This is a genomic window from Arcobacter thermotolerans, from assembly GCF_983172305.1.
Window position 1 is genome coordinate 36,097 of sequence record NZ_CFAFZJ010000014.1, and the last position, 21,926, is coordinate 58,022.

The 21,926-nt window shown below is 29.0% G+C and carries 28 protein-coding genes and 1 rRNA gene; 24 read left to right on the forward strand and 5 right to left on the reverse strand.

Annotated features, from left to right (window positions below):
• Positions 1-8 precede the first annotated feature (8 nt).
• Together AC5LG6_RS10035 and AC5LG6_RS10040 are read right to left on the reverse strand one after the other, a co-directional pair.
• Positions 9-791: a DUF2303 family protein gene (locus AC5LG6_RS10035; RefSeq protein ID WP_498586444.1), complete on the reverse strand. Its 783-nt coding sequence runs from the start codon at positions 789-791 to the stop codon at positions 9-11.
• Positions 792-803: 12 nt separating this feature from the next.
• The gene (locus tag AC5LG6_RS10040) at positions 804-1,127 is read right to left on the reverse strand and encodes a YfdP family phage-associated protein (protein WP_141048228.1); all 324 of its coding nucleotides are present in this window, start codon (positions 1,125-1,127) and stop codon (positions 804-806) included.
• Positions 1,128-1,350: 223 nt separating this feature from the next.
• Between AC5LG6_RS10040 and AC5LG6_RS10045 the strand changes: the two genes are divergently transcribed.
• A complete protein-coding gene (locus tag AC5LG6_RS10045; RefSeq protein WP_498586445.1) occupies positions 1,351-1,605 on the forward strand; it encodes a hypothetical protein in 255 nt (84 codons plus the stop codon).
• Positions 1,606-1,712: 107 nt separating this feature from the next.
• Here AC5LG6_RS10045 and AC5LG6_RS10050 read toward each other — a convergent pair whose 3' ends face one another.
• Positions 1,713-1,904 carry a hypothetical protein gene (locus tag AC5LG6_RS10050; RefSeq protein WP_498586446.1) on the reverse strand — a complete coding sequence of 64 codons (192 nt, stop codon included), beginning with the start codon at positions 1,902-1,904 and terminating at the stop codon, positions 1,713-1,715.
• A 609-nt stretch (positions 1,905-2,513) separates the two neighbouring features.
• Here AC5LG6_RS10050 and rrf point away from each other — a divergent pair.
• Positions 2,514-2,629, forward strand: a 5S ribosomal RNA gene (gene rrf, locus AC5LG6_RS10055).
• Between the two features lie 335 nt (positions 2,630-2,964).
• On the opposite strand, the gene AC5LG6_RS10060 is transcribed toward rrf, so the two are convergent.
• Together AC5LG6_RS10060 and AC5LG6_RS10065 are read right to left on the reverse strand one after the other, a co-directional pair.
• The gene (locus tag AC5LG6_RS10060) at positions 2,965-3,432 is read right to left on the reverse strand and encodes a YbjQ family protein (protein ID WP_498586447.1); all 468 of its coding nucleotides are present in this window, start codon (positions 3,430-3,432) and stop codon (positions 2,965-2,967) included.
• Positions 3,433-3,541: 109 nt separating this feature from the next.
• The gene (locus tag AC5LG6_RS10065) at positions 3,542-4,201 is read right to left on the reverse strand and encodes a S24 family peptidase (protein ID WP_498586448.1); all 660 of its coding nucleotides are present in this window, start codon (positions 4,199-4,201) and stop codon (positions 3,542-3,544) included.
• 99 nt (positions 4,202-4,300) lie between these two features.
• On the opposite strand from AC5LG6_RS10065, the gene AC5LG6_RS10070 reads away from it, so the two are divergent.
• The 22 genes from AC5LG6_RS10070 to AC5LG6_RS10175 form a co-directional block, all read left to right on the forward strand.
• A complete protein-coding gene (locus AC5LG6_RS10070; protein WP_498586449.1) occupies positions 4,301-4,519 on the forward strand; it encodes a hypothetical protein in 219 nt (72 codons plus the stop codon).
• Between the two features lie 119 nt (positions 4,520-4,638).
• Positions 4,639-4,794 carry a hypothetical protein gene (locus AC5LG6_RS10075; RefSeq protein WP_498586450.1) on the forward strand — a complete coding sequence of 52 codons (156 nt, stop codon included), beginning with the start codon at positions 4,639-4,641 and terminating at the stop codon, positions 4,792-4,794.
• Positions 4,787-4,993, forward strand: a complete 207-nt coding sequence (locus AC5LG6_RS10080; protein WP_498586451.1) for a hypothetical protein — start codon at positions 4,787-4,789, stop codon at positions 4,991-4,993. The genes AC5LG6_RS10075 and AC5LG6_RS10080 overlap by 8 nt, the downstream gene beginning before the upstream one ends.
• Entirely contained in the window at positions 4,983-6,362 is a 1,380-nt protein-coding gene (locus tag AC5LG6_RS10085; protein ID WP_498586452.1) for a DnaB-like helicase C-terminal domain-containing protein, read from the forward strand. The genes AC5LG6_RS10080 and AC5LG6_RS10085 overlap by 11 nt, the downstream gene beginning before the upstream one ends.
• A gap of 15 nt (positions 6,363-6,377) precedes the next feature.
• Positions 6,378-6,578: a hypothetical protein gene (locus AC5LG6_RS10090; protein ID WP_498586453.1), complete on the forward strand. Its 201-nt coding sequence runs from the start codon at positions 6,378-6,380 to the stop codon at positions 6,576-6,578.
• Complete coding sequence (locus AC5LG6_RS10095) at positions 6,568-7,413, forward strand: LvrA C-terminal domain-related protein (RefSeq protein ID WP_498586454.1); 846 nt, start codon at positions 6,568-6,570, stop codon at positions 7,411-7,413. Before AC5LG6_RS10090 ends, AC5LG6_RS10095 begins: the two co-directional genes overlap by 11 nt.
• Positions 7,410-7,781 (forward strand): hypothetical protein, encoded by a 372-nt coding sequence (locus AC5LG6_RS10100; RefSeq protein WP_498586455.1) that lies wholly within the window; start codon positions 7,410-7,412, stop codon positions 7,779-7,781. Before AC5LG6_RS10095 ends, AC5LG6_RS10100 begins: the two co-directional genes overlap by 4 nt.
• Complete coding sequence (locus tag AC5LG6_RS10105) at positions 7,778-8,113, forward strand: HNH endonuclease (protein WP_498586456.1); 336 nt, start codon at positions 7,778-7,780, stop codon at positions 8,111-8,113. The genes AC5LG6_RS10100 and AC5LG6_RS10105 overlap by 4 nt, the downstream gene beginning before the upstream one ends.
• Positions 8,114-8,407: 294 nt before the next feature.
• Positions 8,408-8,788, forward strand: coding sequence for a P27 family phage terminase small subunit (locus tag AC5LG6_RS10110; protein WP_498586457.1), 381 nt, complete (start codon positions 8,408-8,410; stop codon positions 8,786-8,788).
• Positions 8,778-10,436 (forward strand): terminase large subunit, encoded by a 1,659-nt coding sequence (locus tag AC5LG6_RS10115; RefSeq protein ID WP_498586458.1) that lies wholly within the window; start codon positions 8,778-8,780, stop codon positions 10,434-10,436. The genes AC5LG6_RS10110 and AC5LG6_RS10115 overlap by 11 nt, the downstream gene beginning before the upstream one ends.
• Positions 10,437-10,706: 270 nt before the next feature.
• Positions 10,707-11,945, forward strand: a complete 1,239-nt coding sequence (locus tag AC5LG6_RS10120) for a phage portal protein (RefSeq protein ID WP_498586459.1) — start codon at positions 10,707-10,709, stop codon at positions 11,943-11,945.
• On the forward strand, positions 11,938-12,657 hold the full coding sequence (locus AC5LG6_RS10125) for a head maturation protease, ClpP-related (protein ID WP_498586461.1): 720 nt from the start codon (positions 11,938-11,940) through the stop codon (positions 12,655-12,657). The genes AC5LG6_RS10120 and AC5LG6_RS10125 overlap by 8 nt, the downstream gene beginning before the upstream one ends.
• Positions 12,657-13,781 (forward strand): phage major capsid protein, encoded by a 1,125-nt coding sequence (locus AC5LG6_RS10130; RefSeq protein WP_498586462.1) that lies wholly within the window; start codon positions 12,657-12,659, stop codon positions 13,779-13,781. Before AC5LG6_RS10125 ends, AC5LG6_RS10130 begins: the two co-directional genes overlap by 1 nt.
• Positions 13,782-13,790: 9 nt before the next feature.
• Entirely contained in the window at positions 13,791-14,210 is a 420-nt protein-coding gene (locus AC5LG6_RS10135) for a hypothetical protein (RefSeq protein WP_498586463.1), read from the forward strand.
• Positions 14,207-14,773 (forward strand): head-tail connector protein, encoded by a 567-nt coding sequence (locus AC5LG6_RS10140; RefSeq protein ID WP_498586465.1) that lies wholly within the window; start codon positions 14,207-14,209, stop codon positions 14,771-14,773. Before AC5LG6_RS10135 ends, AC5LG6_RS10140 begins: the two co-directional genes overlap by 4 nt.
• Positions 14,773-15,093: a phage head closure protein gene (locus tag AC5LG6_RS10145; RefSeq protein ID WP_498586467.1), complete on the forward strand. Its 321-nt coding sequence runs from the start codon at positions 14,773-14,775 to the stop codon at positions 15,091-15,093. Before AC5LG6_RS10140 ends, AC5LG6_RS10145 begins: the two co-directional genes overlap by 1 nt.
• Complete coding sequence (locus AC5LG6_RS10150) at positions 15,090-15,500, forward strand: HK97-gp10 family putative phage morphogenesis protein (RefSeq protein ID WP_498586468.1); 411 nt, start codon at positions 15,090-15,092, stop codon at positions 15,498-15,500. Before AC5LG6_RS10145 ends, AC5LG6_RS10150 begins: the two co-directional genes overlap by 4 nt.
• Positions 15,497-15,856 (forward strand): DUF3168 domain-containing protein, encoded by a 360-nt coding sequence (locus AC5LG6_RS10155; protein ID WP_498586469.1) that lies wholly within the window; start codon positions 15,497-15,499, stop codon positions 15,854-15,856. Before AC5LG6_RS10150 ends, AC5LG6_RS10155 begins: the two co-directional genes overlap by 4 nt.
• A 13-nt stretch (positions 15,857-15,869) precedes the next feature.
• Positions 15,870-16,343: a hypothetical protein gene (locus AC5LG6_RS10160; RefSeq protein ID WP_498586470.1), complete on the forward strand. Its 474-nt coding sequence runs from the start codon at positions 15,870-15,872 to the stop codon at positions 16,341-16,343.
• Positions 16,344-16,396: 53 nt separating this feature from the next.
• Positions 16,397-16,783 (forward strand): hypothetical protein, encoded by a 387-nt coding sequence (locus AC5LG6_RS10165; RefSeq protein ID WP_498586471.1) that lies wholly within the window; start codon positions 16,397-16,399, stop codon positions 16,781-16,783.
• Between the two features lie 71 nt (positions 16,784-16,854).
• Positions 16,855-17,091: a phage tail assembly protein T gene (locus AC5LG6_RS10170; RefSeq protein WP_498586473.1), complete on the forward strand. Its 237-nt coding sequence runs from the start codon at positions 16,855-16,857 to the stop codon at positions 17,089-17,091.
• A partial coding sequence (locus tag AC5LG6_RS10175; protein ID WP_498586474.1) for a tape measure protein occupies positions 17,091-21,926 on the forward strand: 4,836 nt, incomplete at its 3' end. The genes AC5LG6_RS10170 and AC5LG6_RS10175, both read left to right, overlap by 1 nt.

The window sequence follows — 21,926 nt, forward strand, 5'->3', positions numbered from 1 at the left end:
CAACTTTTTTAAATCATAAATGATTCAACGCCTTCACAACTTTGACAAACATCATCTGTAAGTTGTCTTACTGTATTTTCGATTATTTCATCTAATTTATAACAAACTAAATTTGCTATAAATCCTTGACCATCTACTGCTTCAAGAAATAGTTCACAATCAAATTCAACTTCAAGCTTTAAATCGTTTTTATAAACAGGAAGTTTAAAGTGAATAAATCTAGGGATTTCATAGTTTGTATTCCCAGCTTTTACTTCAGCATCTATTGTAAATGCTTTGAGGGTATTTCTTTGAACACTTTGAAAGTTTTTACTAGCTTGAAGATTTTCAGCTATTTCTATAATATCCATGTTAGCTGCTTTTTCTCCATTTAATCCAACTATGCAACTTTCTAGTCTTTTTAAGATTCTAATAAAATCCTTTTGGCTTAAATCTTTATCTAGACATCTTCTAAACTCTTCAAAATTGTTTGTATATAAAAGCTCCATTTGACAATAAGAGTCACCATAATCAGCTTTTTCAGCTGTTGAATAATTAAATACTGCTTTTATTCCATTATTATTAAAAAATATCTTTGTGCCAGGTGTTTTATATTCTTTTATAAAATTTATAAAATCACCTTTATTTAAAATAGATTGATTTAATACATGCCTATCTATTTTATGTCTAAATTTTTCACCTCTATTATCTTCAACAATTTTATAATCTTGATGGATAACCTCTCTACCATCTCCTAGTATTGCAACTGGTTTTAAATCGCCTTTGAAGGCATTAAAAAATTCTTTTATCATTTACTTTCCTTATTAATCTTTAAAAACCATAACTGTTTGGTCAGGTCTATTTCTTGTAGGCAAAAATGTCTTTTGATTGACAAAAAATGCACCAGATATTTTGTTTGCTGGTAAAGTAGCTTTTGTAGAACCTGTTAAAGTGACTATTTCATCATTTGATTTTGTTATTTCAATAACTATAGAAATAGATGATTTTTTATCATTTAAATAGGTTGCTTTAACTGCTTTTTGCAAATTTTCAGCAGCTTGTCTTGTAAGCTCTCCACCACCAATACTTTTCATAGCTTCAATAAGAACTTCTATTTCACCTGGGTGTATTTCAGCACTTGCACTCATATTGATCCTTTATTATTTTTAATTGAGTTTCCACTCTAAAGTGTCCTATTCTAACTAGGGGAATCAAAATAGGACACATTACAATGGAAATATGCATAAGAGAACCTTTGTTATAATCTAGTTGCAAAAAAAATTTATACACAAAGGCTCACTTATGGATAATTCATTATCGAAATTTGAAATAAAGTATTGGTATCACATAGTCATGGTTGTTTCAGCTTTTATGCTAATTTATTCTCTTACTGTACCACTTGTTGATATAGAGAATTCAGCTGTACAAAAGCTATCTTTAGGGGCTTTCTTGATTGGTTTAGGAGAGTGGATAAATCATCCTCTACAAACTAAGATTTATCCACCTTCTTATCATATGCCTAACGGTGGCGTAGTGACTGGACATCCAAGAAAAAATAGCTTTATAGGAATACTTTTTGTTGTTGTGGGTATTTGTCTTGTTATTTTTGGATGTTTTACAATTTAAAATATATTTTTTATAATCTTCTTTTGATTTAAAAGGAATAAATCTACCTTCTACAATCATTGAAGATTTACTTTCATGCTCCATTTTTCTTCTATTTTCTATTGAACTCATTGTATTTCTTCTGTTTCCATAACAAGCGTTACTTTTTTAATTACTTTCTTATCTTGATAGTATCCACTAAAAAAATCATTAATATCATCATCATTCATTTCTATTTTCACAAAGCCATTTTTCTTTTTTGTACTACCTTGAATTTGCATAAGATTTTTTCCATGAACAATTTGAAGTTCTTTTTTCATATATTTCTCCTATTTACTATTGAATCACCAAATTTGGTAACTCAAATATAAATAGTTCCTGCAGTTTTCTTTTCTTGGTATGCAGTACAAAACCAAATCGAGTTTATGGATTACTCTCAACCCCTAGATGCTTCACTATTTTCTATCTAGTTTAGTGGCTCATTTAGATTCAACTTGAATCAAGGCTCTCGCCTAAAGCAAAATTTTATTTACTTGTTTAAAATAGTACATTATGTACAATTAAATAAAACTTAAATAAGTACATTTTGTACATTATATTTAAAATATATGATATTATTTTTGGAAAAATTAATAAAAAGGATTTTATGATTAGACTGTTTTTAGAATAATATTAATAAAAATTGATATTTTTTGTTATATTTGAATAAATTAGTATGAATATTGATACATTTATATATTTTTTAAGTTTAGGTATAACTAATTTATATTAGAATGTTTTACATGAAAAACTAATTGATTGTTTTAGTTATTCATATTTGTTCCTTTGGCTGTAAGAAGTGAAGAGCTTACAATACATAAAGGTTATTTAATTTTCATGTTATAAATCGAAGTTTAGCAGAAAGCCACTATGTAGTGGCTTTTTTTTTGCCTAGTGATTAAAGAGAAGTGGCAATACCCAGACCCATTCCGAACCTGGTAGTCAAGCATTTCATCGCTAATGATACTGCATTTTTCAAATGTGGGAAAGTAGGACATTGCAAAAGGGTACTGCTAAAACTTTGGTTCCTCCCTGCAAGCATTTGTTACTCGTTTGGAGGCTAATATAATGCTTTAAATAGGAGGCAAATAACAATGAAAACAAATAACCTCAGATACCTATTAGGTATCCTAATAATTTATGTGACAGTAGCTTGGTGCTTATATGTAGGAGCACCATTAATTTTAGGTACTATTCTTTTTGGCTACATAAGAAAAAGTAGAGATAATAAAACGCTAGCTAGCAGTTTTATGAAAAACATTATAGACACTCTTCACAATAGTCTATAGTTAGTTTCCCAGCTTAGGCTGGGTTTTTAATTTTCCCGCGGGAAATTATTATCTAAATTTTTACAATAGTTCCTGTTGCAAAAACTGATAGAATAGAACCATTGTTTGCATTATTATAAGTATGTTCTATTTTTACTCCAATTACTGCGTTACAATCTTCCATATATGCTTTTGTTTTTAGGTCTTCAATTATTTCAATATTAGCTTTTTCTAAAGCTTCCTCTATTGATTGTATTCTACCACCTACAATATTTCTGATTGAAGCAAATAAGTCTTTTACAATATTTAGCCCATACACACATTGAGAAGATATAACACCAACTCTTTTTTCTATAGGTTGATTTATAGTAGTTTCTGTAGTTATTAATATACTATCAAGTATTTGTTTATTATTTTTAATTTCTTCAATTTTAACTGTTCTTAATTTATTTATATTGCCTTTCTCTAAGCAATCAGGGCAAAATCCATTTGTCATTAAATCAGATTGTAAAACTTCTCCACATTCTTTACACATTCCCATATATTGTCTCCTTTTTTAAAATAATTTATAAATATTATAAACTATAATAGCTATCACAGTCAGAATAAAAGCAACTTTCATCTTAAATAATAGATGTTCAAAATGCAATTTATCTTCCTATCATCTTTAGTCTAGCAGCTCTATTGTTCTTTTTAGAGCTTACTACATGAACTACTTTATGACAAATTAATCTATCATTTGTATCTTTATCATCTTTTCTAATTGTTTTTATCTTAAAATTTTCATTTGTGTTAAAAGGTATAAAATTTATAAGATAGTTTTCATCATCTTCATAAAATACTTTTATAGCACTCTCTTCATCTATTCTATAATAAACCATATCTCCATTTTGCACTTTTGCAAATGGATCTATTATTACTATATCTCCATCATATATCTCTGTTGCCATGCTGTCCCCACAAGCAACAACAGCATATAGGTCTTTATTCCATTCCCCTTCATGGATAAAAGTTTTCATATTATCTTCCTGTAAACAATTTATTTCTATACCACCACATGATGCAGTTGATATAATAGGAACAGGCTTTACTGATGATTTTGCTTCTCCAAATAAAGAAGAAGCATCACTATTAGTTAATTTTAAAACAAAATCTATAAATTCAGGAGAAGGTGTTCTTTCTCCTTTTCTATATTTACCAATACTTTCTTTGCTTATTTTATATCCAAATTTATTTTCTAAATCTTGAGATAATTTAATATTAGTTATAGAATTTTTTCTCAACAAAGTATCTAATTTATTTTCAAACAATTAAAATCCTTTTATAATATGTACAAATTGTACTTAGAATATATGTACATTATGTAATTATTTAAGTTTCATTTAAAAGTACATAATGTACAATTCAAAATGAAAAAAGAAGAATTAAAAAAAATATTATCAAAATACTATTCTAAATTTACTATTGAATCGATACTTTCAGGACGAAGAAGACCTTCTATCGGAAAAAGAATAGTTTTAAATACCGAATTTAATATTCCAATTTTAGCTTGGGAAGATATCAAATCTTATCTAAGTGACAATTTATCATCTATTGAAGATAAAAACCAATTACAAAAGGAGAATTAAGAGTAATGAAATTATTTAAAAAAGAAAAAAATGAAACACTAACAGAAATTTCTGAAGCAATCAAAGAGCTTCAACAACTTCAACATGATGTTGAATATATACCAGTTAAAGAGTAAGCAATGAATGAAGCTATACATATCCTAAGAAATTTCAAAGTTGAAAAAAAAGAAAAATTAAAAAAGCTTGATGTATCAAATATGAGAGATATGCAAACAATCATAAAAGATACAAAAGATTATCTTGAAAAACTTAAAAGAGGTATTGCAAATGGCTAACACAACTCAAGAAAATATTTTAATCTATTTGCAAAATGGAAATGCAATATCTCCAGCAATAGCAGCTCATGAATTTAATTGCTATTGTTTAGCTGCAGTTATAAAAAAACTTCGAGACAAGGAAATTAAAATACTTGCAAGAGAAATTCCAGATACAAGAACTAAAGAATATTATATGGAGCTAAAAAATGAACAATAATTTAAATATTGAAAAAGCAGTTCTTAGCTCAATATTTTTTGATGGTGACAATCTTTACACAGCAAAAGAGCTTTTAGCCCCAAAAGATTTTTATTTTCCAGCTCACCAAAAAATATATGATGCAATGTTAAAACTTCATAGTGAAGATATGCCTATTGATGAAGATTTTATAAGAAAAAGAGTTAGCTCAAGTGATGTTAATGATAATGTATTGCTTGATATATTAGCTGCAAATCCTATATCAAATATCAAAGCTTATGTAAAAGATATAAAAGATAGTGCTATTAAAAGAGAGCTTGTATGTTTAGCAACAACTATCAAGAAAGTAGCTATTGAAGAAGATATGAGTTCTGCTCAAGCAGTCGCAACAGTTGAAGATGAATTGTATAAAATAACAGATACCTCAAAAACTTACAAAAGTAGAGATATCTCAGAAATAGTTGCATCATTTGAAATAAGACATCAAAAGGCATCAACACCTGAGGGAAAAGATAGAATTATTTATACAGGTATAACTAATTTTGATAATAAGTTTGGTGGGTTTGAACCTGGCAAATTTATAGTTATTGGTGCAAGACCATCTATGGGAAAATCTAGTTTGGCATTTCAAATAGCTTTACATAACATTAAAAGAAACAAAGGTGTTGTAATTGATAGTTTAGAAATGAGTAGTGAAGATGCTCTAATGAGAATGATTGCTCAAGAAAATCAAGAAAGCATAAGTGATTTGCTATCTGGATATATAAAAGATTTAAATAGTTTTAAAAAAACATTGAAGTATTTTAGTAATAATAAATATCTCCATATAGATGACAAAGTTCTTACTTTTAGTCAATTAAAATCAAAATTCTTAAAAATCAAAAGAGCAAGAGATAAAGCTGGACTTCCAACTAATGTTTGGATTGTTGATCATATTGGATTTGCAAAATTAAATCCAAATAAAAAAAGACATGAAGAGTTAGGTATTGGAAGCAAGATGTTTCAAGCATTAGCTAAAGAGTTAAATATAACTGTTATAGCTTTATCTCAATTAAATCGTGGAGTTACTGAAAGAAAAGGATTATCTAAAAATAGACCACAGCTTAGTGATTTAAAAGAGTGTGGAAGTTTAGAAGAAGATGCTGATGCTGTTTTGTTCCCTCATAGAGATAGTTACTATGAAAAAGCTGAAAAGAATGAAATAGAAGCTGATGTAAATAAAGCAAATATTTTACTGCTTAAAAATAGAAATGGCAGAACAGGTGTGATTAGCTGTGACTTTAAAGGCTCTACAAACAGTTTTGGAAGTTTTCCACATATAGAGCTTGTATATGCTTCTAAAGAAGATTCAAGCAATGTAGTGGGTGAAATTCCTGGTATAGATATGTAAAGGTAAAAAATGAAAATGAAAAAAGTAATAGTTAAAAAAGAAGATTTAAAAGATTGTAGCAAATGCAATGCAGTTAGAGAAATAAACAATGAGTTGCATTGTAGTTTGAATATGAAAGATGAACAAACATTTAGCAGTTATTCTAAAGTTACATTTAAACCTTGTGCTTGGTTTAAGCCTAAAGTTATAAAAGTAGGTATAACTAATGAAGCCTAGACAACATGGAGTTTATGTACCTAGCGATTATTATAGAGAGCTAAAGTTTAAAAAGAACAATAGACCTAAGGCTAGAGCTTTTATGGAATATTATGATGATATGGACTTGGGTGAGCATAATAGTGTTAGATTTTATGCAACTAGTTGGGGAATTGCTGTTGGTACTGCTCATGGTTGGATAGATGATTTTAAAAGAGAAATAGATAAATATTATGCAACTAGACAGCTTAGAAGTGATGGACACTATAGCTATGCAAAAAATGAGAATGAACGAACTGAACAAAATCAAATGAACAAAAAAGAGCTTTCAAATACTGATAATATAGATACTTCTAAAGTTAGTAATGAACAAACTGAACAAAATCAAATGAACAAAGCATTAAATGCTTCTATATCTAAAGATATATATGTCGAATCTAAAGATATCGACAAAGATAAATCTTTTACTAAAAATAAAATAGTTTATTCAAATAAGTTTGAAATGTGTTGGCAAGAGTATGATAAAAAAAAGGGTAACAAACCAAAAGCATTTAATATATTTGAGAAAAAATTAAAAGGAATAGACCATGATTTAATTATTGAAGCAATAAGAGAATACAAAGCAACAAAAGAAGAGTGGAGAGATTTAAAAGATTTTGATGGTTTTTTAAATGGAATGATAGATATTTATTTACCAAAAAGAGCTTGGGTATTAGATAAGCATGGTAATAAACATATAGGACACTTCTATGATAGTAAAAATTTATTTATCAGTAATGAACAATTAAAACTTACTCTTGAAAGTAAAAGTATCACAGAGTATATATCTAGTAAAAGGTTTGGATATATTTCATGAGTTCTATTCCAAATAGCTTATTAGATTATGCAAATCAAATAGAAAAGAAATATAACATAGACAGCAGCGTAGTAAAAGAAATATTATCAAATCTTCCTTCTTTGAAAATTGGTTATGAGTTAGCATTTATAGTTGAAAAAAAGTTAGGTTTAAGATCAAAGTATTTTAGTGATGCTTATTCAAAAGGATATTCAATTAAAGCTGATATGTTTAAAGAGCATGAGCATTTATATGTAAAACTTGATGATCAGATTAAAAAGCTTTTGGAAAATAATTATATATGCTGCAAGATATCTAAAGATGAAATTTCAGAATTTGATTTTGTAATTTCATTAACTAAAAATACATTATTAGGATTTTATAAATGAGTAAAAGAATATGTCCTATACATGGGTTGTGGAATAAAACAGATTTGCAACAAAGATGCCCAAAATGCAAAACAACTCGCAATAAAAATTATGATAAAAAAGAGAGAAATCAAGAATCAAATAAATTTTATCATAGTACAGAATGGAAAAAAGTTAGAGTTGTTGTATTAAACAGCAATCCTTTTTGTGTTGGATGTGGACAAGTTGCAGACACAGTTGACCATAAAGTTGCAATAAAAGATGGAGGTTCAAAATTAGATTTGAATAATTTACAATCAATGTGTAGAAGTTGTCACAACAAAAAAGAAAACAAGGAAGGGAACAGATGGTAAAAGTATTTGGGAGGGTAGGTCAAATTACTACAGTTGAAAGCAATACTACACCGACCTTCCTCTTAAAATTTTACAAAATCCATTTTCAAGGGGTGGGGTTAAATGGAAAACATTGAAGCTATAAAAGATTTAGTTGAAAATACAAAACGCTCATATCGTTCAATAGCTCAAGAATTTGGAACGAATCACACTCAAATCATAAATTTAGTCAAAATTCATAATTGGAATGTTGAGCATAGGATTTCCAAAAATTCCAATATTTCCACAACTACAACAAAACCACATAGTGCAATATTGGGTAAAACTGCATTACGAAAAATTGAAGAAATAAAAAAAGAGTTAGGAAAACAATATTCTCCAGTTGATGAACCATTGATTGTTATGTATGCAAAAAGTTATGAGAGATATATTGAATTAGAAGAAAAACTTGGTTTAGGAGTTGATGGAATAATTGCATATAGCACAAAAACTGGTTCGCAATACATGGCACCTATGTTTACTGCAACACTTGCTATCCAAAAAAACCTAGTGACTATTGCAAATCAGTTAGGTTTATCTATTGCATCAAGAAAAAAACTAGGCATTAACTTTAGAAAAGAAGATGATGGACAAACATCTATTTTTGATTTTGCAGCAGAACTATCAGTACAGGATGATGATTTAGATGATATTTAATGGTCAAGAAGTTCATGCTTATTATGAAAAAACATTTGAAAGGCATCAAAGAGATTTAGCAGTAGTTAAATCTGGAGCTAAACCACACCTTAGATTTAATAAAAAACTAGGATTAGCATATATTAAAATTATTGAAAGTCTTAAGCATTATAAAGGCGAATTGGCTGGTCAAAATATTAAACTAGAAGCTTGGCAAAAGAAATCTATTTGCATTGCCTTTGGATGGGAAAAAAGAAATAGTCAAGGCAAATGGGTAAGAAGATTTAATACTGTATTCTTTTTTATTCCTAGAAAAAATGGAAAAACATTACTAGCTTCAGCAATTACAATAGCTGATTCTATTATCAGATATGAGATGGGTGGAGAAGTTATAATATTTGCTACAAAAAATAAACAAGCAAAGCTAGCCTGGACTGGTGTAGAACAAATGGTCAAAGCTCATAAAGAGCTAAAAGATGATTGTAAGACTACTTATGGTGTTATTAAAATGCAAAAAACTGATACAACATTTTCAACACTTGGAAGAGATTCTGATACAGAAGATGGTTCAAATCCAACTATTGGTGTTGCAGATGAGCTACATGCACATCCTGATAATTCACTTTGGGAAGTTGTGGAGTCTGGTCAAGGGAGTAGGACACAGCCTTTAATGTTTGGAATTACAACAGCTGGACCAAATATTTTAAGTCCAGGATTTAATTTATACGAATACGGTAAAAGTGTTCTTGAAGAAAGAATTGAAGATGATAGTTTTTTTGCTTTTATTGCAGAACCTGACAAAGATGATGATCCATTTGAAGAACTTACTTGGGCAAAAGCAAATCCAAACTATGGAATATCAGTTTCAAAAGATTATATGGAAAGACAAGCAAAACAAGCATATGAAAGACCAGAGTTAAAGAATAACTTTTTAATTAAAAATCTAAATTTTTGGACAAATAGTGCTGAAGCATTTATTCCTTATGAGAGTTGGAAAGCATGTGCTGGAGAAATAATAGACTTTTCTATTCCAGGTGTTATTCCTATATTAGTACAAGGATTTGACCTTTCAATTTCAGATGACTTTTCATCTAAAGCAAATGTATATAAATTTGAAAATAAATATTATGTTAAAAGTAAACACTATATTCCAAAAAAGAATATAGATGAAAGAGAAAGAACTCTAAAAGTGCCACTTCTTAGTTGGGTAAATCAAGGTTGGATTACAGCAACACCAGGTGCAACTATTGATTATGATTTTATATATGAAGATATACAAAAAGATATTGATACTCTTTATGGAACTAAAGCCGTTGTTTATGATCCATGGAAAGCAAAACATTTAGTTAAAAGATTAGATGAAAATGGCTATGAAGACCATATTCCATTAAGGCAAGGATTTGCTTCAATATCCTCTCCAACAAAATTCTTTTTAGATTTAATTAAAGAAGGTAATCTTGTACATGAAAATGACCCAGTATTAAATTGGATGGTATCAAATCTTACAATTATTACAGATGCTACAGGAAATATAAAACCTGATAAAACAAATCCAAACAAAAAAATTGATGGTCCAGCTGCTATAATAAATGCTCTTTCATATTTTGAAGCTACACAAGAAGAGAAGGCAGTAAGTGTTTATGAAACAAGAGGTTTAAGAACCTTTTAGAATTTCCCGTGGGAAATTTCCAAAATATTTTCCATTTTTCCAACGCCGACTTAAGTCGGCGGCAATTTTATAAACTTCTCTCATGGAAAAAATTAAAACACTAATAAAGATATTATTTTTCTTATTACTTATTTCGACAATAACATCTATTGGAACATATATTTCATTTGGATTTGAGATTTTTAAATATACACTTGGTTTAACTTATATAGCAAGCTCTTTATTTATTTTTTCTCAATTTGTCCTAATTATGCTTGAGACTGAGAAATTATGAGAAATTTATTAAGCCCTTTCATGTCAGCTGAAGAAAATATTAGTGTTAGCAATTCAAAATTTTTAAATATATTTTCACGTGATAGTAAAGTTAATTCTTCTAATGCTCAAAAAATTGCAGATGTATTTGCTTGTGTAAATCTCAAAGCAAACACATTAGCAACAATACCTTTGAAAGTATATAAATATACAGAAAAAGGTAAAGAAGAGTTTAGAACTCATTCTTTATATAGATTACTCAGAAAAGAACCAAATCCAATCATTACTTATTATGAATGGGCAAAGATGATCTCTCAAGATTTAGATTTAAGAGGTAATCATTATTCTCAAATAGTTAAAAATGGACTTGGTGAAATAGTGGCTTTATACCCTTTAAAAGCTGACAATATGTCAGTTGAATTCGTTAATAAAAATAATAAATCAGAAAAAATATACAAATATGGTGGAGCATCAATTCCTAGTGATAGAATTTTGCATTTTATTGATATACCAGACTCAGAAGGTCTTATTGGTATATCAAAAATTACTTATGCAAGAAACACTTTAGAATTTGCAAATAATGCTTCTATTCATGGAAATCAACTATTTAAAAATCAAGCAACTCCTTCAGGAGCATTTATACATCCTGGACAATTAAATGATGATGCTTTCAATCGATTAAAAGAAGATTTAGAAAAACAATATATTGGACTCGAAAAAGCTGGAAAACCTTTATTGCTAGAAGATGGGCTTACTTTTTCGGCTATTTCTATTTCAAATAGTGATTCACAATGGCTAGAAAGTAGGAAATTAAACAGAGAAAATATTGCTTCTATTTTTGGAGTATCTCCATCTATGATTGGTGATTCTTCTGCTTCCTCTTATGGGAATTTAGAACAGAAATATTTAGAGTTTCAGACAACTACTGTACTAGCACTTTTAACTGCGATTGAACAAAAGCTTTGGCAAAAACTATTATCACCTAATGAAAAAGATAATTTGATAATCAAATTCAATACTAATGCACTATTAAGAGCTGATGCTAAATCAAAAGCTGAATATTTCAAAACTATGTGGGGAATTGGTGCATTGTCTCCAAATGAAATAAGAAGTACTGAAGACTTAAATGCTTATGAGGGTGGAGATGAATATTTTATGCAACTTTCTTATGCTCCTGTGAGCAAAATAATAAGTGGTGAAGCTGCAAAAGATTTTAAAAATTTCCCACGGGAAAAAAAGGATAGTGAAAATGAATGAAATATTGATTTATGGAGAAATAGGTTACTGGGGAGTTACAGCAACTTCTGTTAGAGATCAACTATCACAGATGAATGGAGATGTGACTGTAAAAATTGATAGCCCAGGTGGTAGTGTGTTTGAAGGAATATCTATTTTTAATGCACTAAAAGAATATAGTAAAGGTAAAGTTGAAATAGTTATTGAGTCAATAGCTGCTTCAATAGCTTCATATATTGCGCTAGCTGGTGATGTAATAAAAGCTCATGATAATTCTACTTTTATGATTCATAATGCTTGGGCATTTACTTATGGCGATGGAAATGAATTAAGAAAAACAGCAAGTATTCTAGATGGACTTACTTCTCTTATTGCAAAAAAATACATCTCAAAAACTGGAAAATCTACAGAAGAAATCAAATACAAAATGGATGATGAGTCTTATTTCTTTGGAAGTGAGATTTTAGATTTTGGTTTTTGTGATGAAATGATTTCAACTGAAGATGAAAACACTAAAGATGAATATGTTGCACTTTCAAGAGAGAAGTTTAAAGCTGCTTGTAAAACTGCAAGTGAGAAGTATTCAACTGATGAGTTCGTGCAAGCTGTTGCAAAACTCACTAAAGATGGTGTTTTAAATGCAGTTGAAGAAGAGCCAACGGTGGTACTTGATTGTACTAAACAAAAACAAAGAAGTAGAGCACTTCAAATTTTAGAAATGGAGATAAAGTAATGGAAAAATTATTAGAAATGATGAATCTTAGAGCTGAAAAGCTTAAAGAAATGAAAGCTTTAAATTTAGCACATCCTACAATGGATGAAGCAACTGAAACAAAATATAATGATTTAAACAATGAAGTTAAAGCATTAAATAGAAATATTGACATAGCAAATGCTGAAAATGCATTAAGAAATCAAGTTGATCCAGTTATTACAGATGATAAAAAAGATATTAAAGAAGATACTTCTATGAAAGCTTTATTTGCTTATGCTAGAACTGGGAAAATAGACCCACAAAATGCAGTAACTATTGGTGGTACTGCAAATGGTGCTGTATTAATTCCTGAACAATATGCAAATGCTATTTTAAGTGAGTTGCCAAAACTGGTTGCTATGAGAAAATTTGCAACTGTTGTTAAAACGTCTGGAACATTTAATATGCCAATTGGTGGTGCAACTCCTGTTTTTGGATGGGTTGATGAGAATACTGATTATCCAACACCAGACTTATCATTTACAAATAAAACATTAGAAGCATTTAAATCTGGTGGAATTATTACAGTTTCGGAAGAGTTATTAGCTGATGAAAGCTTTAAGCTAGAAGTACACTTAAGAGAAAAAATATCTGAAGGAATAGCATTAGCTGAAAATGTCGCATTCATATCTGGGGATGGAGTTAAAAAGCCTAAAGGTATTTCAAAAGATATTACTTTAATTGAAACAGTTTCAGCATTAGACACTATTACAATTACTGATGTAGAAGATACATATCTAAAAGTTCCTGCAAGTGCTAGAAAACAAGGCTCTTGGATTATTTCAGATAAATTCTATCAAGCAATTTTTAGAATGAAAGACAGTACAGGAAATTATATCTTGAGAGATGGTTCAAATGGTATCCCGTCAACTATACTTGGAAGACCTTTCGAAATTGATGAAACTATGGCTGGTGCAACTGGTGAGCCTTTAGCAATATTTGGAAAAATATCAGATTACAATATTGGAGATAGGGGCGAAATGGCTATTCAAAGGCTCGATGAAAAATATGCTGATAAAGGTTTAATAGGTTTCAAAGTTTATAAAAGAACTGATGGAAAATTAGCTATTGCAAAGAATGTTGCTATGCTGAAAAATGCATAAGGATAACTTATGACTAAAGTTAAAGTACTTCTTCCTTTTGTTCAAGGTAAAAAATCATTTGGTTTTGGTGAAACATTACCATTAGATCCAAAGTTGGCTTATTCTTTAGCTAAAAAAGGAGTTGTTGAATTCTTAAATAAAAAAGAGTTCACAGCTTTAGATGAGCAAATTAAAAAAGATGAGCAAGAAGCAATAGAAGAAAAAGAAGAGCAAGAAAGACAAGTAGCTGCTATTTTGGAAAAAGATTTTCTTGAAAACAAGAGAAAAACTTTGCAAACAGAGATTGATTCTATTACTCATATTCTAGGTGATGCACAAAGTTATTATAAGAACTATATAGATTTAGTTAATGATTTAAAAGATGATGATAAAAAACAAGAACCACCTTTAAATAAAGAAGATGGCAATAAGGGAGAAGAAGAGAAATGATAATTCTAAAAGTAGCACCTGAGCAAGAAGATGTTAACAAAATATTATCTTTAGATGAAGCAAAAGAGTTTATTAGAGTCTCTGATAATGAAGAGGATAAGGATATACAATCTTTTATAAATTCTGCAATCGCTGAAGCTGAAGGCATAACAAATAGACAATTTGCAAAAGCTACTTATGAATTATATTTATCAAATTTCCCACGGGAAAATTTTAAATTCCCTAAAAATCCAATTCAAGAGATTGTATCAATTGAATATATGGATTTAGAAGGAAATTATCAAACAATAGATCAATCAGGTTATTATCTTTTTACAAGATATGAAGTAGGACATATTGTTTTTAATATTTTCCCTAGTTTTAAAATTAAAAATCATATGAAAGCTGTAAAAATCACTTTTACAAGTGGTTATTTAAAAGATTTTCCAAATGATTTAAAGCAATGGCTGAAGGTAAAAGTTTCAACTTTATTTGAGTTTAGAGAAGAGATTGTATCTGGAACTATCATTTCTAAAACAAAACATGTTGATTCCATTTTGCAAAGATATAGGATAAGAAATTAATGAGAGCTGGTACTTTAAGACATAAAATTATATTTCAAAAAAAAGCAAATATAAAAGATGCAACAGGACAAGCAAAAGAAACTTGGCAAAATGAATTTACAACTAAAGCTTCAATCCAAACAATTAGTGGCAAAGAGGAATTTTTGAGTAATCAAAACTTTCAAACTATGACTCATAAACTGAGAGTTAGATATTCAAAATTAATTAATTCTAAACAAAGAATTTTATTTGGAAATAGAGTATTTGAAATCATTTCAGCACCAATGAATATATTTGAGAAAAATAAAGAGTTAGAAATTTTAGTGAAGGAGATAGTATGAGTATTAATTTTAATTTTGAAAACGAAAAACTACTTGATTCACTCAAACAATTTCCAAAGAATATTCAAAAAAATATTTTAGTTGGTGCTGTAAGAGCAGCTACAAAACCACTAGTAGAAGCTGCAAAAGATTATGTTCCTGTTGATAAAGGTATTTTAAAAAAATCTATTGGAGTTCATAGAAAAAAGACTAAAGATAAAAATCAGGTTTGGTTTACTGTATCTCCTAGAAGAGGTGGGAAATATGATGGTTTTTATGGACACATGATTGAAAATGGAACTTCAAAAATGGCTGCTCAACCTTTTTTAAGACCAGCTTTTGAAAGTCAGGATAATGCATCAATAGATGCAGCAACAAAATATATGGCTGATAGAATTGATAAAGAGATTGAAAAGGCTAAAAAATGATTGAAATCTCTATTTATTCTTGCTTATCAAGTGATAGTAAAATTTCCTCTTTAGTGGAAGATAGAATATATCCTTTGACTGCTCCTGAGGGTACTATTGCTCCATATATTACATACCAAAACATAATTGATACTGCATTAACTTCAGTACAAGGAGAGAATTACGCACAAAAAACAAGATTTCAAATTGATATATTTGATAAAGAATATTTAAAAGTTTTAGAGATTGCTGGTGCTGTTAAAAATGCTCTATTTGGTTTAGAAGATACGGTTTATAACTTTTCATCAAGAGATATTCCAATTGAACCTGATACGGGACTTTATAGACGGTTAATAGATTTTAAAATAAATAATTAAAGAAAGAGGAAAAATGTCAAAAGTATTAAGTAAATCACCTGAAGTATCAGGAATAAAAATAAATATAGATGCGGTTACAAATGGTGTAGCAAGTGGAACTCCAAAAGCAATTGGGCATGTTGACTCTGTTGGTTCTGTAATTGATAAATCAAGAAATGTACAAAAATATACTCCAATAAATGATTTGGATTATGAAGAGATTGTATCAATGGGTTCTTTGACTCAAGCTGCTTTTTCTATGACAGTTCTATATGATCCAGAGTCAGTAGAAGGTATAAATATGATAGAAAGTGCAATTGATGGAAATACAGAAGTTCAATTTACTTTAGAGTTTAACAATAAAAAAACTGATGCTGGAAAAGGAACAACAATTAAGCAAATTTGTAAAGTTGCAACTTTTAAAGTAGATGGTGAAATTAATGGCAAGTATAAAGCTTCTTTTAGTGCTGAAAGAATTGGTTCTTCTGAAGTAACTCCAGCTTCATAAAAAAAATAGAGGGAATTTCCCTCTAAATAAAAAAATAAAAGGAAAAAGTAAATATGGCTAAAAATATTTTAGATTTATGTTTGATTAAAAGAGGAGCTTTTAAGCCTTTGGCTTTAGGTGGAGATATTGAAATAACTATTAGAGAATTAACAATTTCTGAGACTCAAGAATTTATGAGAAAAAGAGAAGAAGGAACTCAGCAAGATGCTATAAATTATGCTGTTAGTTGCTCAATGGTTGAACCAACGTTTTTTACTGAAGAACAATTAAAAGATTTAAATGCAGTTGGTTTTTCACTAATTCAAGAAATCTTTTCAGAAATTGCAGTTATTGGAAAAACAAAAAAAGAGAGAGCAGAACATTTTGCAAAATTAGAAAAAATAATTAAAGAAAAAACAGAGTCTTCAAAAGAAAAGGAAGCTGATTCTGAAAAAAAGTAGCAAGAGAGAATAAGTTTTTATTCAAGCTTGCTTTAAATCTTCATAGAACAGTTGAAGAATTAAAGCAAACAATGAGCTATAGAGAGTTTTTAGATTGGCAAATTTATTATCAAGATGAGCCATTTTTCCCAGATAGAGTTGAGTTGCAAATCGCAAGATTAGGACAAATAACAAGTCTAACTGGAATGGGAAAAATTGATGTACCAAAAGATTTTTTCATTATCAGTAGTGATTTTAAATCAAAAGATGAAGAGAAAAAAGGCGACTTAGAAAGTCAAATAAAAGCAATGTTTGGAGTAAAAGAGTAATGGCACAAAGTATTGGAACTGTATTAATTGATGTACAAGCAAACACACAAAAACTTGTAGAAGGTTTTAATAAGGCTGAACAAAAAGTTAATAGTTCAATTTCTACTATGAAAACTTCTGTTGTTGCTCTAACTTCTGCATATTTATCTTTTGAAGCAATTACTGGTAGTGGAAAACAGTTTTTACAGCAAGCAGAAGCTTTAACAAATGCAAATTCTAGATTAAAACTAGTAACTTCAAGTACTCAAGAGCTTCTAAATGTTCAAAAGCAATTATTTGAAATATCAAATAAGTCAAAAACTGGATATTTAGAAACTATTGATTTATTTACAAGCATAAAAAATAGCTCTAAAGAATACAATATTGAACAAAGTAAAATTTTAACAATTACTGAAGCAATAACGAAATCAACTATTTTAAGTGGACAAAGTAGTGCTGCAACTCAAGCTGCTTTAACTCAACTTGGTCAGGCATTTAATTCAAACTTTCAAAGCGTAGGACAAGAGTTAGGAAGTCTAAGAGAACAAGCTCCTAGGCTTTATAAAGCTATGGTTGAAGGAATGGGAGTTTCTTCTGCTAAATTTAAGAAAATGGCAGAAGATGGAGAGTTGTCAACTGAAATGATTGTTGAAGCATTATTAAAAGCTTCAAGAACTATTGATACAGAATTTGGTTCTATAACAGCAACTGCTGGACACGCACTAACGACTCTATCAAATGAATATTTAAAAGTTGTTGGTAGTTTAGATAGCAAATTTCAAATTTCAAATTCAGCAATAGAGAGTCTAAATTTAATAACTAGTGCTATATCAAAGATAAGTAACAGTTTAGAAGATTTAAGTTCTGAAGAGATAGAAAACATAACTGCATATGTTAAAAATATGGGTATAGCTCTTGTTGGTAGTTATACTGCTTTAAAAACTATACAAGGTGCTTATAGTGTTTACAATAATATTTTAGAATCAAACAATAAAGTAAATAAATTAAACATAGACATTGAAAATGCAAAAACAAAAGCAATTGTTCTTGGTGAGCAAGCTGTAAAAGCTAGAAAACTTGCAGATGAAGCTAAAAATACAGCTCAAGTGTCAGGTTTATTATTAGCTGAAAATCACTATAAAGCTTTAAATAAAGAAGCAATAGCTTTAGAAACAGCAGCTAAAAAACAACAAGCATATAGCTATCAGCTTGAAGCAACTAGAAAAGGTTTTAATCTAGCAGCAGTTGGAGCAAATGTTTTAAGAGGTGCATTAACAACTATTCCTTTTATGGCTATAAGCATGGGAATAGGTGCAATAGCTACATCTCTATTGACAGCTTCAAATGCGAGCGAAACATTAGAATCAACAATAAAATCAACAAGTGAAGAGTTATCAAAACTCACTAAAAATCAGCTTGAATATAGAAAATCATTAGTTGAAACAGAGTTGATTCAAGCTAGACTTGATTTAGCAAATGCAAAAGCAAAAGCTTCAAATGGCTCATTAAAAGATAAAAGCTATGCTGATGAAATGTCTTTAAAATTTGAAGAATTAACTAAAACTAGTAGAAATGTAAAACAGGCATTAGATGATATAGGAAAAGCAAAATTAGATTTAGATTCAAAAACAACTAGTGCAAAACAAAAACCAATAGTTCGTGATGATACTGCGATTATTAAATTAATGGGTAACGAGCTTGCAAAATTTAATTTAGAAATTGATGATAATGTTAAAAAATTAAAAGAAGCTGGTGCTACTGAAGCTGAAATTAATAAGTATAAAATAGAAGCATTAAAAGATTTTAAAGATAAAAATAAAAAAGAAGTTAACGAGCTAAATAAAGCTTATGTAGATATATCTCAAATTGGTATGAGTGAGTATGATAAATCATTAGTTGAAATTACTGAAAAAACTAAATCTTGGCTTGAAGCTGGTGTTAGAACAAATGATGCTTTAATAGCTCAAAGTAAATTAATAGATGAACTAAATAATAAAAAAGCTATTGATACAGCAAAAGAAGATTTATCTTTTTATGAAAGATTGGTTCAATTAAAATCAGATTCTTACGAAAAAGAGATAGAACTAGCAAATATTTCTTTTTCTCAAAAAGCTTTAGATATTCAAGGGTTAGATAAGCCTATTGAAGATAAGCAAAAACTCCTGGAGCTTGAAACACAAATCTATAATAAGACATTAGATAGATTATCAGTTGAAAATCAAATCAATGCTCTTGATGAAGCTTCAAGCTATTATCAAGATATGCTAGAGTCACAAATTGAGCTACTTGATGCAACTGGTGACTGGAATAGCAACCTTACAGGAACAGCTGCATCTTTAGCTGATATTGCAAGTGCAACTGGAAAATTATCAAAATTAAATCTTACAAATTTAGCAGCTGAAAATAAATTAAATACAAAATATGCAAAAGATAAATTAAAGTATGCAGATAATGAAAATAAATTAAAAGAGCTTGATATCAAATATTCAAAAGATAAAGCTACTTTAGAACAAAAAAATATAAATGCAACTTTACTTGGATATTCAAATATTGCTGGAGCTCTAAGCAGTATGTATGATGAAGGTTCAAAAGAAGCAGCTGCTTTTCAAATTGCTCAAAGCTCTTTGGCTTTAGTTGAAGGAACTAGGGCAATTTTAACAGCTGGTACAGGTGATCCATATACTGCAATTCCTAGAATGATTGCTGTTGGTGCTATGGTTAGTAGTTTACTTTCAAATATTGGTATTGCTTTTGGTGGTACAAGTGGAAGTAGTGAAGCTCCAGAATATACAAATCCTAATTGGAATAATGGAACGGGAACAGTACTAGGAGATAGTGAAGCTCAAAGTAATAGTATAAAGAACTCTTTAGATATTTTAGAAGATTTTGCAAAACCACAGTTTCAAGTTTTAACAAGTATGGATAGATACTTAGCAAATATATCAAATGCTTTAAGTGGTGTTTCAAAACTTATGATAAGAAATGAAGAATTTGCTTTAGGTGGTGGTTTTACACCTTATGATAGTGGTTGGCAAAACAATTTTAAATATAATGAAAAATTTGACAATATGCTTCATAAAGTTGCTTTGGGTGAAATAGGTCTTGTAGAAAAGTTACCAGGATTTTTAAACCTTAGCAGTATAATGTCTGGGCTTGTTAATAAGATAGCTGGGAGTTTATTTGGTAAAACTTCAGTTTCTCAAACTTTAACAGATTCAGGAATACAGTTTCATGCTCAAAGTTTAGCAGCTGCTTTAGATGGAATATCTGCAAGTGCTTACCAAACAGTTTTAACAACTGTAAGTAAAAAAAGCTTATTTAAAAAATCAACATCTCATTCTTATGCTACATATTTTCAAAGTTTAGAAAATGAAACAACTCGACAATTTACTCTAGTTTTAAATAATCTATACGACACAGTTTTAACAGCTGGAGTTGCACTAGATAGTTTAGAAGAAGATACAGCAAAAAAATTATCAAACTTTGTAGTTAATTTAGGAGCTGTTTCATTAAAAGGATTAAGTTCTGCTCAAATACAAGAGAAGATAACTGCAGTTTTTAGCTCATTGGGTGATAATATGGCTTCTCATGCATTTCCTTTATTAACTGATTTTCAAGCTATTGGTGAAGGTATGTTTGAAACTCTTACAAGAGTTGCAACTGGAATGGAAGAAGCTGGATATTATATTGATAGACTTGGTAACAAATATCAAGATTTAAAATATACAGACATTGAAAATAAACAAGGAAATGTAGGATTTGAAGCACTTTTACAAAGTATTGCAAAAGTAGAAGAAGCAACATACCCATTAAATAACAATTTATTTAAAATTATTGCAAATCTTAATTCTACAGCTGAAGAGTTATATGGAGCTTATTCAATACTTGATGAGTTAAGAGATAGATTAATATACTTAAATCATGAAACACAAGGACTTAGTTATTCAATGATAAAAGGTGCTTCAAGTGTTGAAGCTCTACAAAGTGGGTTTAATGATTTCTTCGATAATTTTTTAAGTGAAGATGAACAATTAACTTACAATACACAACAGCTTATTGAAAAATTTAATGCACTAAATTTAGCACTTCCAACATCAAAGGAAGGGTTTAGAGAGTTATTAGATAGTATTGATTTAACAACTGATTCAGGACAAGAGCTTTATGGAAGATTAATTATATTAAGTCAATCTTTTGCAGATATTACTGATAAAACTTCTGAAAGTATCGAAGAACTAAATAATTTAAGTTTTGATAGTTTTGTAAGCTCTATTGATAAAGTAAGTGATACATTAAAATCTTTAAAAGATACAGCACTTAGCTTCATAAATAGTTTTAATACTACTGATAATACAAAAGAAAATCTAATTGCATACAACAAAAAAAGAGCTGAGTTTGATAGTTACTTTTTAAATGATGGTACTTTAAAACAAAATGTTGATTATGAAAAAGTAAAATCACTTTATAGTGAAATATCAAATGTATCTAAAACTTTAGCTGCTAGTGATAATTATTTAAAAGATAGTTTGATTGATGTATTTTCAAAAGATATAAATAATTTTGATTTAACTCAAGATGTTTTAAAAGTAAAAATTGTTGATGGTTTAGGTGATTTATTAAGCCTGAACTTTGAACAAGTACTTGCACTAAAAGATATTTTTCAAAGCAATACTATTTCTAAAGCTGAACTTGAAAAACTTGGGCTTGAAAAAAATCAATTAGACAAAATTTTAGAGTATATAAATGGTAGTTCTATAGTTTCAAATGATGAAAGTTTAGAAAAAGATAGATTATCAAAACAAACTCTTTCATATAACGATTATGTAGGTAAGCAAGAACAAGTTGATATAGTGAAACTT

Excerpts from the sequence above, each read along its gene's own strand:
- AC5LG6_RS10140 (WP_498586465.1), top strand. The coding sequence starts at position 14,207 with ATGATAATTCTAAAAGTAGCACCTGAGCAAGAAGATGTTAACAAAATA.
- AC5LG6_RS10045 (WP_498586445.1), top strand. The coding sequence starts at position 1,351 with ATGCTAATTTATTCTCTTACTGTACCACTTGTTGATATAGAGAATTCA.
- AC5LG6_RS10050 (WP_498586446.1), bottom strand. The coding sequence starts at position 1,904 with ATGAAAAAAGAACTTCAAATTGTTCATGGAAAAAATCTTATGCAAATT.
- AC5LG6_RS10035 (WP_498586444.1), bottom strand. The coding sequence starts at position 791 with ATGATAAAAGAATTTTTTAATGCCTTCAAAGGCGATTTAAAACCAGTT.
- AC5LG6_RS10170 (WP_498586473.1), top strand. The coding sequence starts at position 16,855 with ATGAGCTATAGAGAGTTTTTAGATTGGCAAATTTATTATCAAGATGAG.
- AC5LG6_RS10115 (WP_498586458.1), top strand. The coding sequence starts at position 8,778 with ATGATATTTAATGGTCAAGAAGTTCATGCTTATTATGAAAAAACATTT.
- AC5LG6_RS10160 (WP_498586470.1), top strand. The coding sequence starts at position 15,870 with ATGTCAAAAGTATTAAGTAAATCACCTGAAGTATCAGGAATAAAAATA.
- AC5LG6_RS10040 (WP_141048228.1), bottom strand. The coding sequence starts at position 1,127 with ATGAGTGCAAGTGCTGAAATACACCCAGGTGAAATAGAAGTTCTTATT.
- AC5LG6_RS10105 (WP_498586456.1), top strand. The coding sequence starts at position 7,778 with ATGAGTAAAAGAATATGTCCTATACATGGGTTGTGGAATAAAACAGAT.
- AC5LG6_RS10135 (WP_498586463.1), top strand. The coding sequence starts at position 13,791 with ATGACTAAAGTTAAAGTACTTCTTCCTTTTGTTCAAGGTAAAAAATCA.
- AC5LG6_RS10095 (WP_498586454.1), top strand. The coding sequence starts at position 6,568 with ATGAAGCCTAGACAACATGGAGTTTATGTACCTAGCGATTATTATAGA.
- AC5LG6_RS10075 (WP_498586450.1), top strand. The coding sequence starts at position 4,639 with ATGAATGAAGCTATACATATCCTAAGAAATTTCAAAGTTGAAAAAAAA.
- AC5LG6_RS10150 (WP_498586468.1), top strand. The coding sequence starts at position 15,090 with ATGAGTATTAATTTTAATTTTGAAAACGAAAAACTACTTGATTCACTC.
- AC5LG6_RS10155 (WP_498586469.1), top strand. The coding sequence starts at position 15,497 with ATGATTGAAATCTCTATTTATTCTTGCTTATCAAGTGATAGTAAAATT.
- AC5LG6_RS10130 (WP_498586462.1), top strand. The coding sequence starts at position 12,657 with ATGGAAAAATTATTAGAAATGATGAATCTTAGAGCTGAAAAGCTTAAA.
- AC5LG6_RS10085 (WP_498586452.1), top strand. The coding sequence starts at position 4,983 with ATGAACAATAATTTAAATATTGAAAAAGCAGTTCTTAGCTCAATATTT.
- AC5LG6_RS10125 (WP_498586461.1), top strand. The coding sequence starts at position 11,938 with ATGAATGAAATATTGATTTATGGAGAAATAGGTTACTGGGGAGTTACA.
- AC5LG6_RS10100 (WP_498586455.1), top strand. The coding sequence starts at position 7,410 with ATGAGTTCTATTCCAAATAGCTTATTAGATTATGCAAATCAAATAGAA.
- AC5LG6_RS10060 (WP_498586447.1), bottom strand. The coding sequence starts at position 3,432 with ATGGGAATGTGTAAAGAATGTGGAGAAGTTTTACAATCTGATTTAATG.
- AC5LG6_RS10145 (WP_498586467.1), top strand. The coding sequence starts at position 14,773 with ATGAGAGCTGGTACTTTAAGACATAAAATTATATTTCAAAAAAAAGCA.
- AC5LG6_RS10165 (WP_498586471.1), top strand. The coding sequence starts at position 16,397 with ATGGCTAAAAATATTTTAGATTTATGTTTGATTAAAAGAGGAGCTTTT.
- AC5LG6_RS10090 (WP_498586453.1), top strand. The coding sequence starts at position 6,378 with ATGAAAAAAGTAATAGTTAAAAAAGAAGATTTAAAAGATTGTAGCAAA.
- AC5LG6_RS10120 (WP_498586459.1), top strand. The coding sequence starts at position 10,707 with ATGAGAAATTTATTAAGCCCTTTCATGTCAGCTGAAGAAAATATTAGT.
- AC5LG6_RS10070 (WP_498586449.1), top strand. The coding sequence starts at position 4,301 with ATGAAAAAAGAAGAATTAAAAAAAATATTATCAAAATACTATTCTAAA.
- AC5LG6_RS10080 (WP_498586451.1), top strand. The coding sequence starts at position 4,787 with ATGGCTAACACAACTCAAGAAAATATTTTAATCTATTTGCAAAATGGA.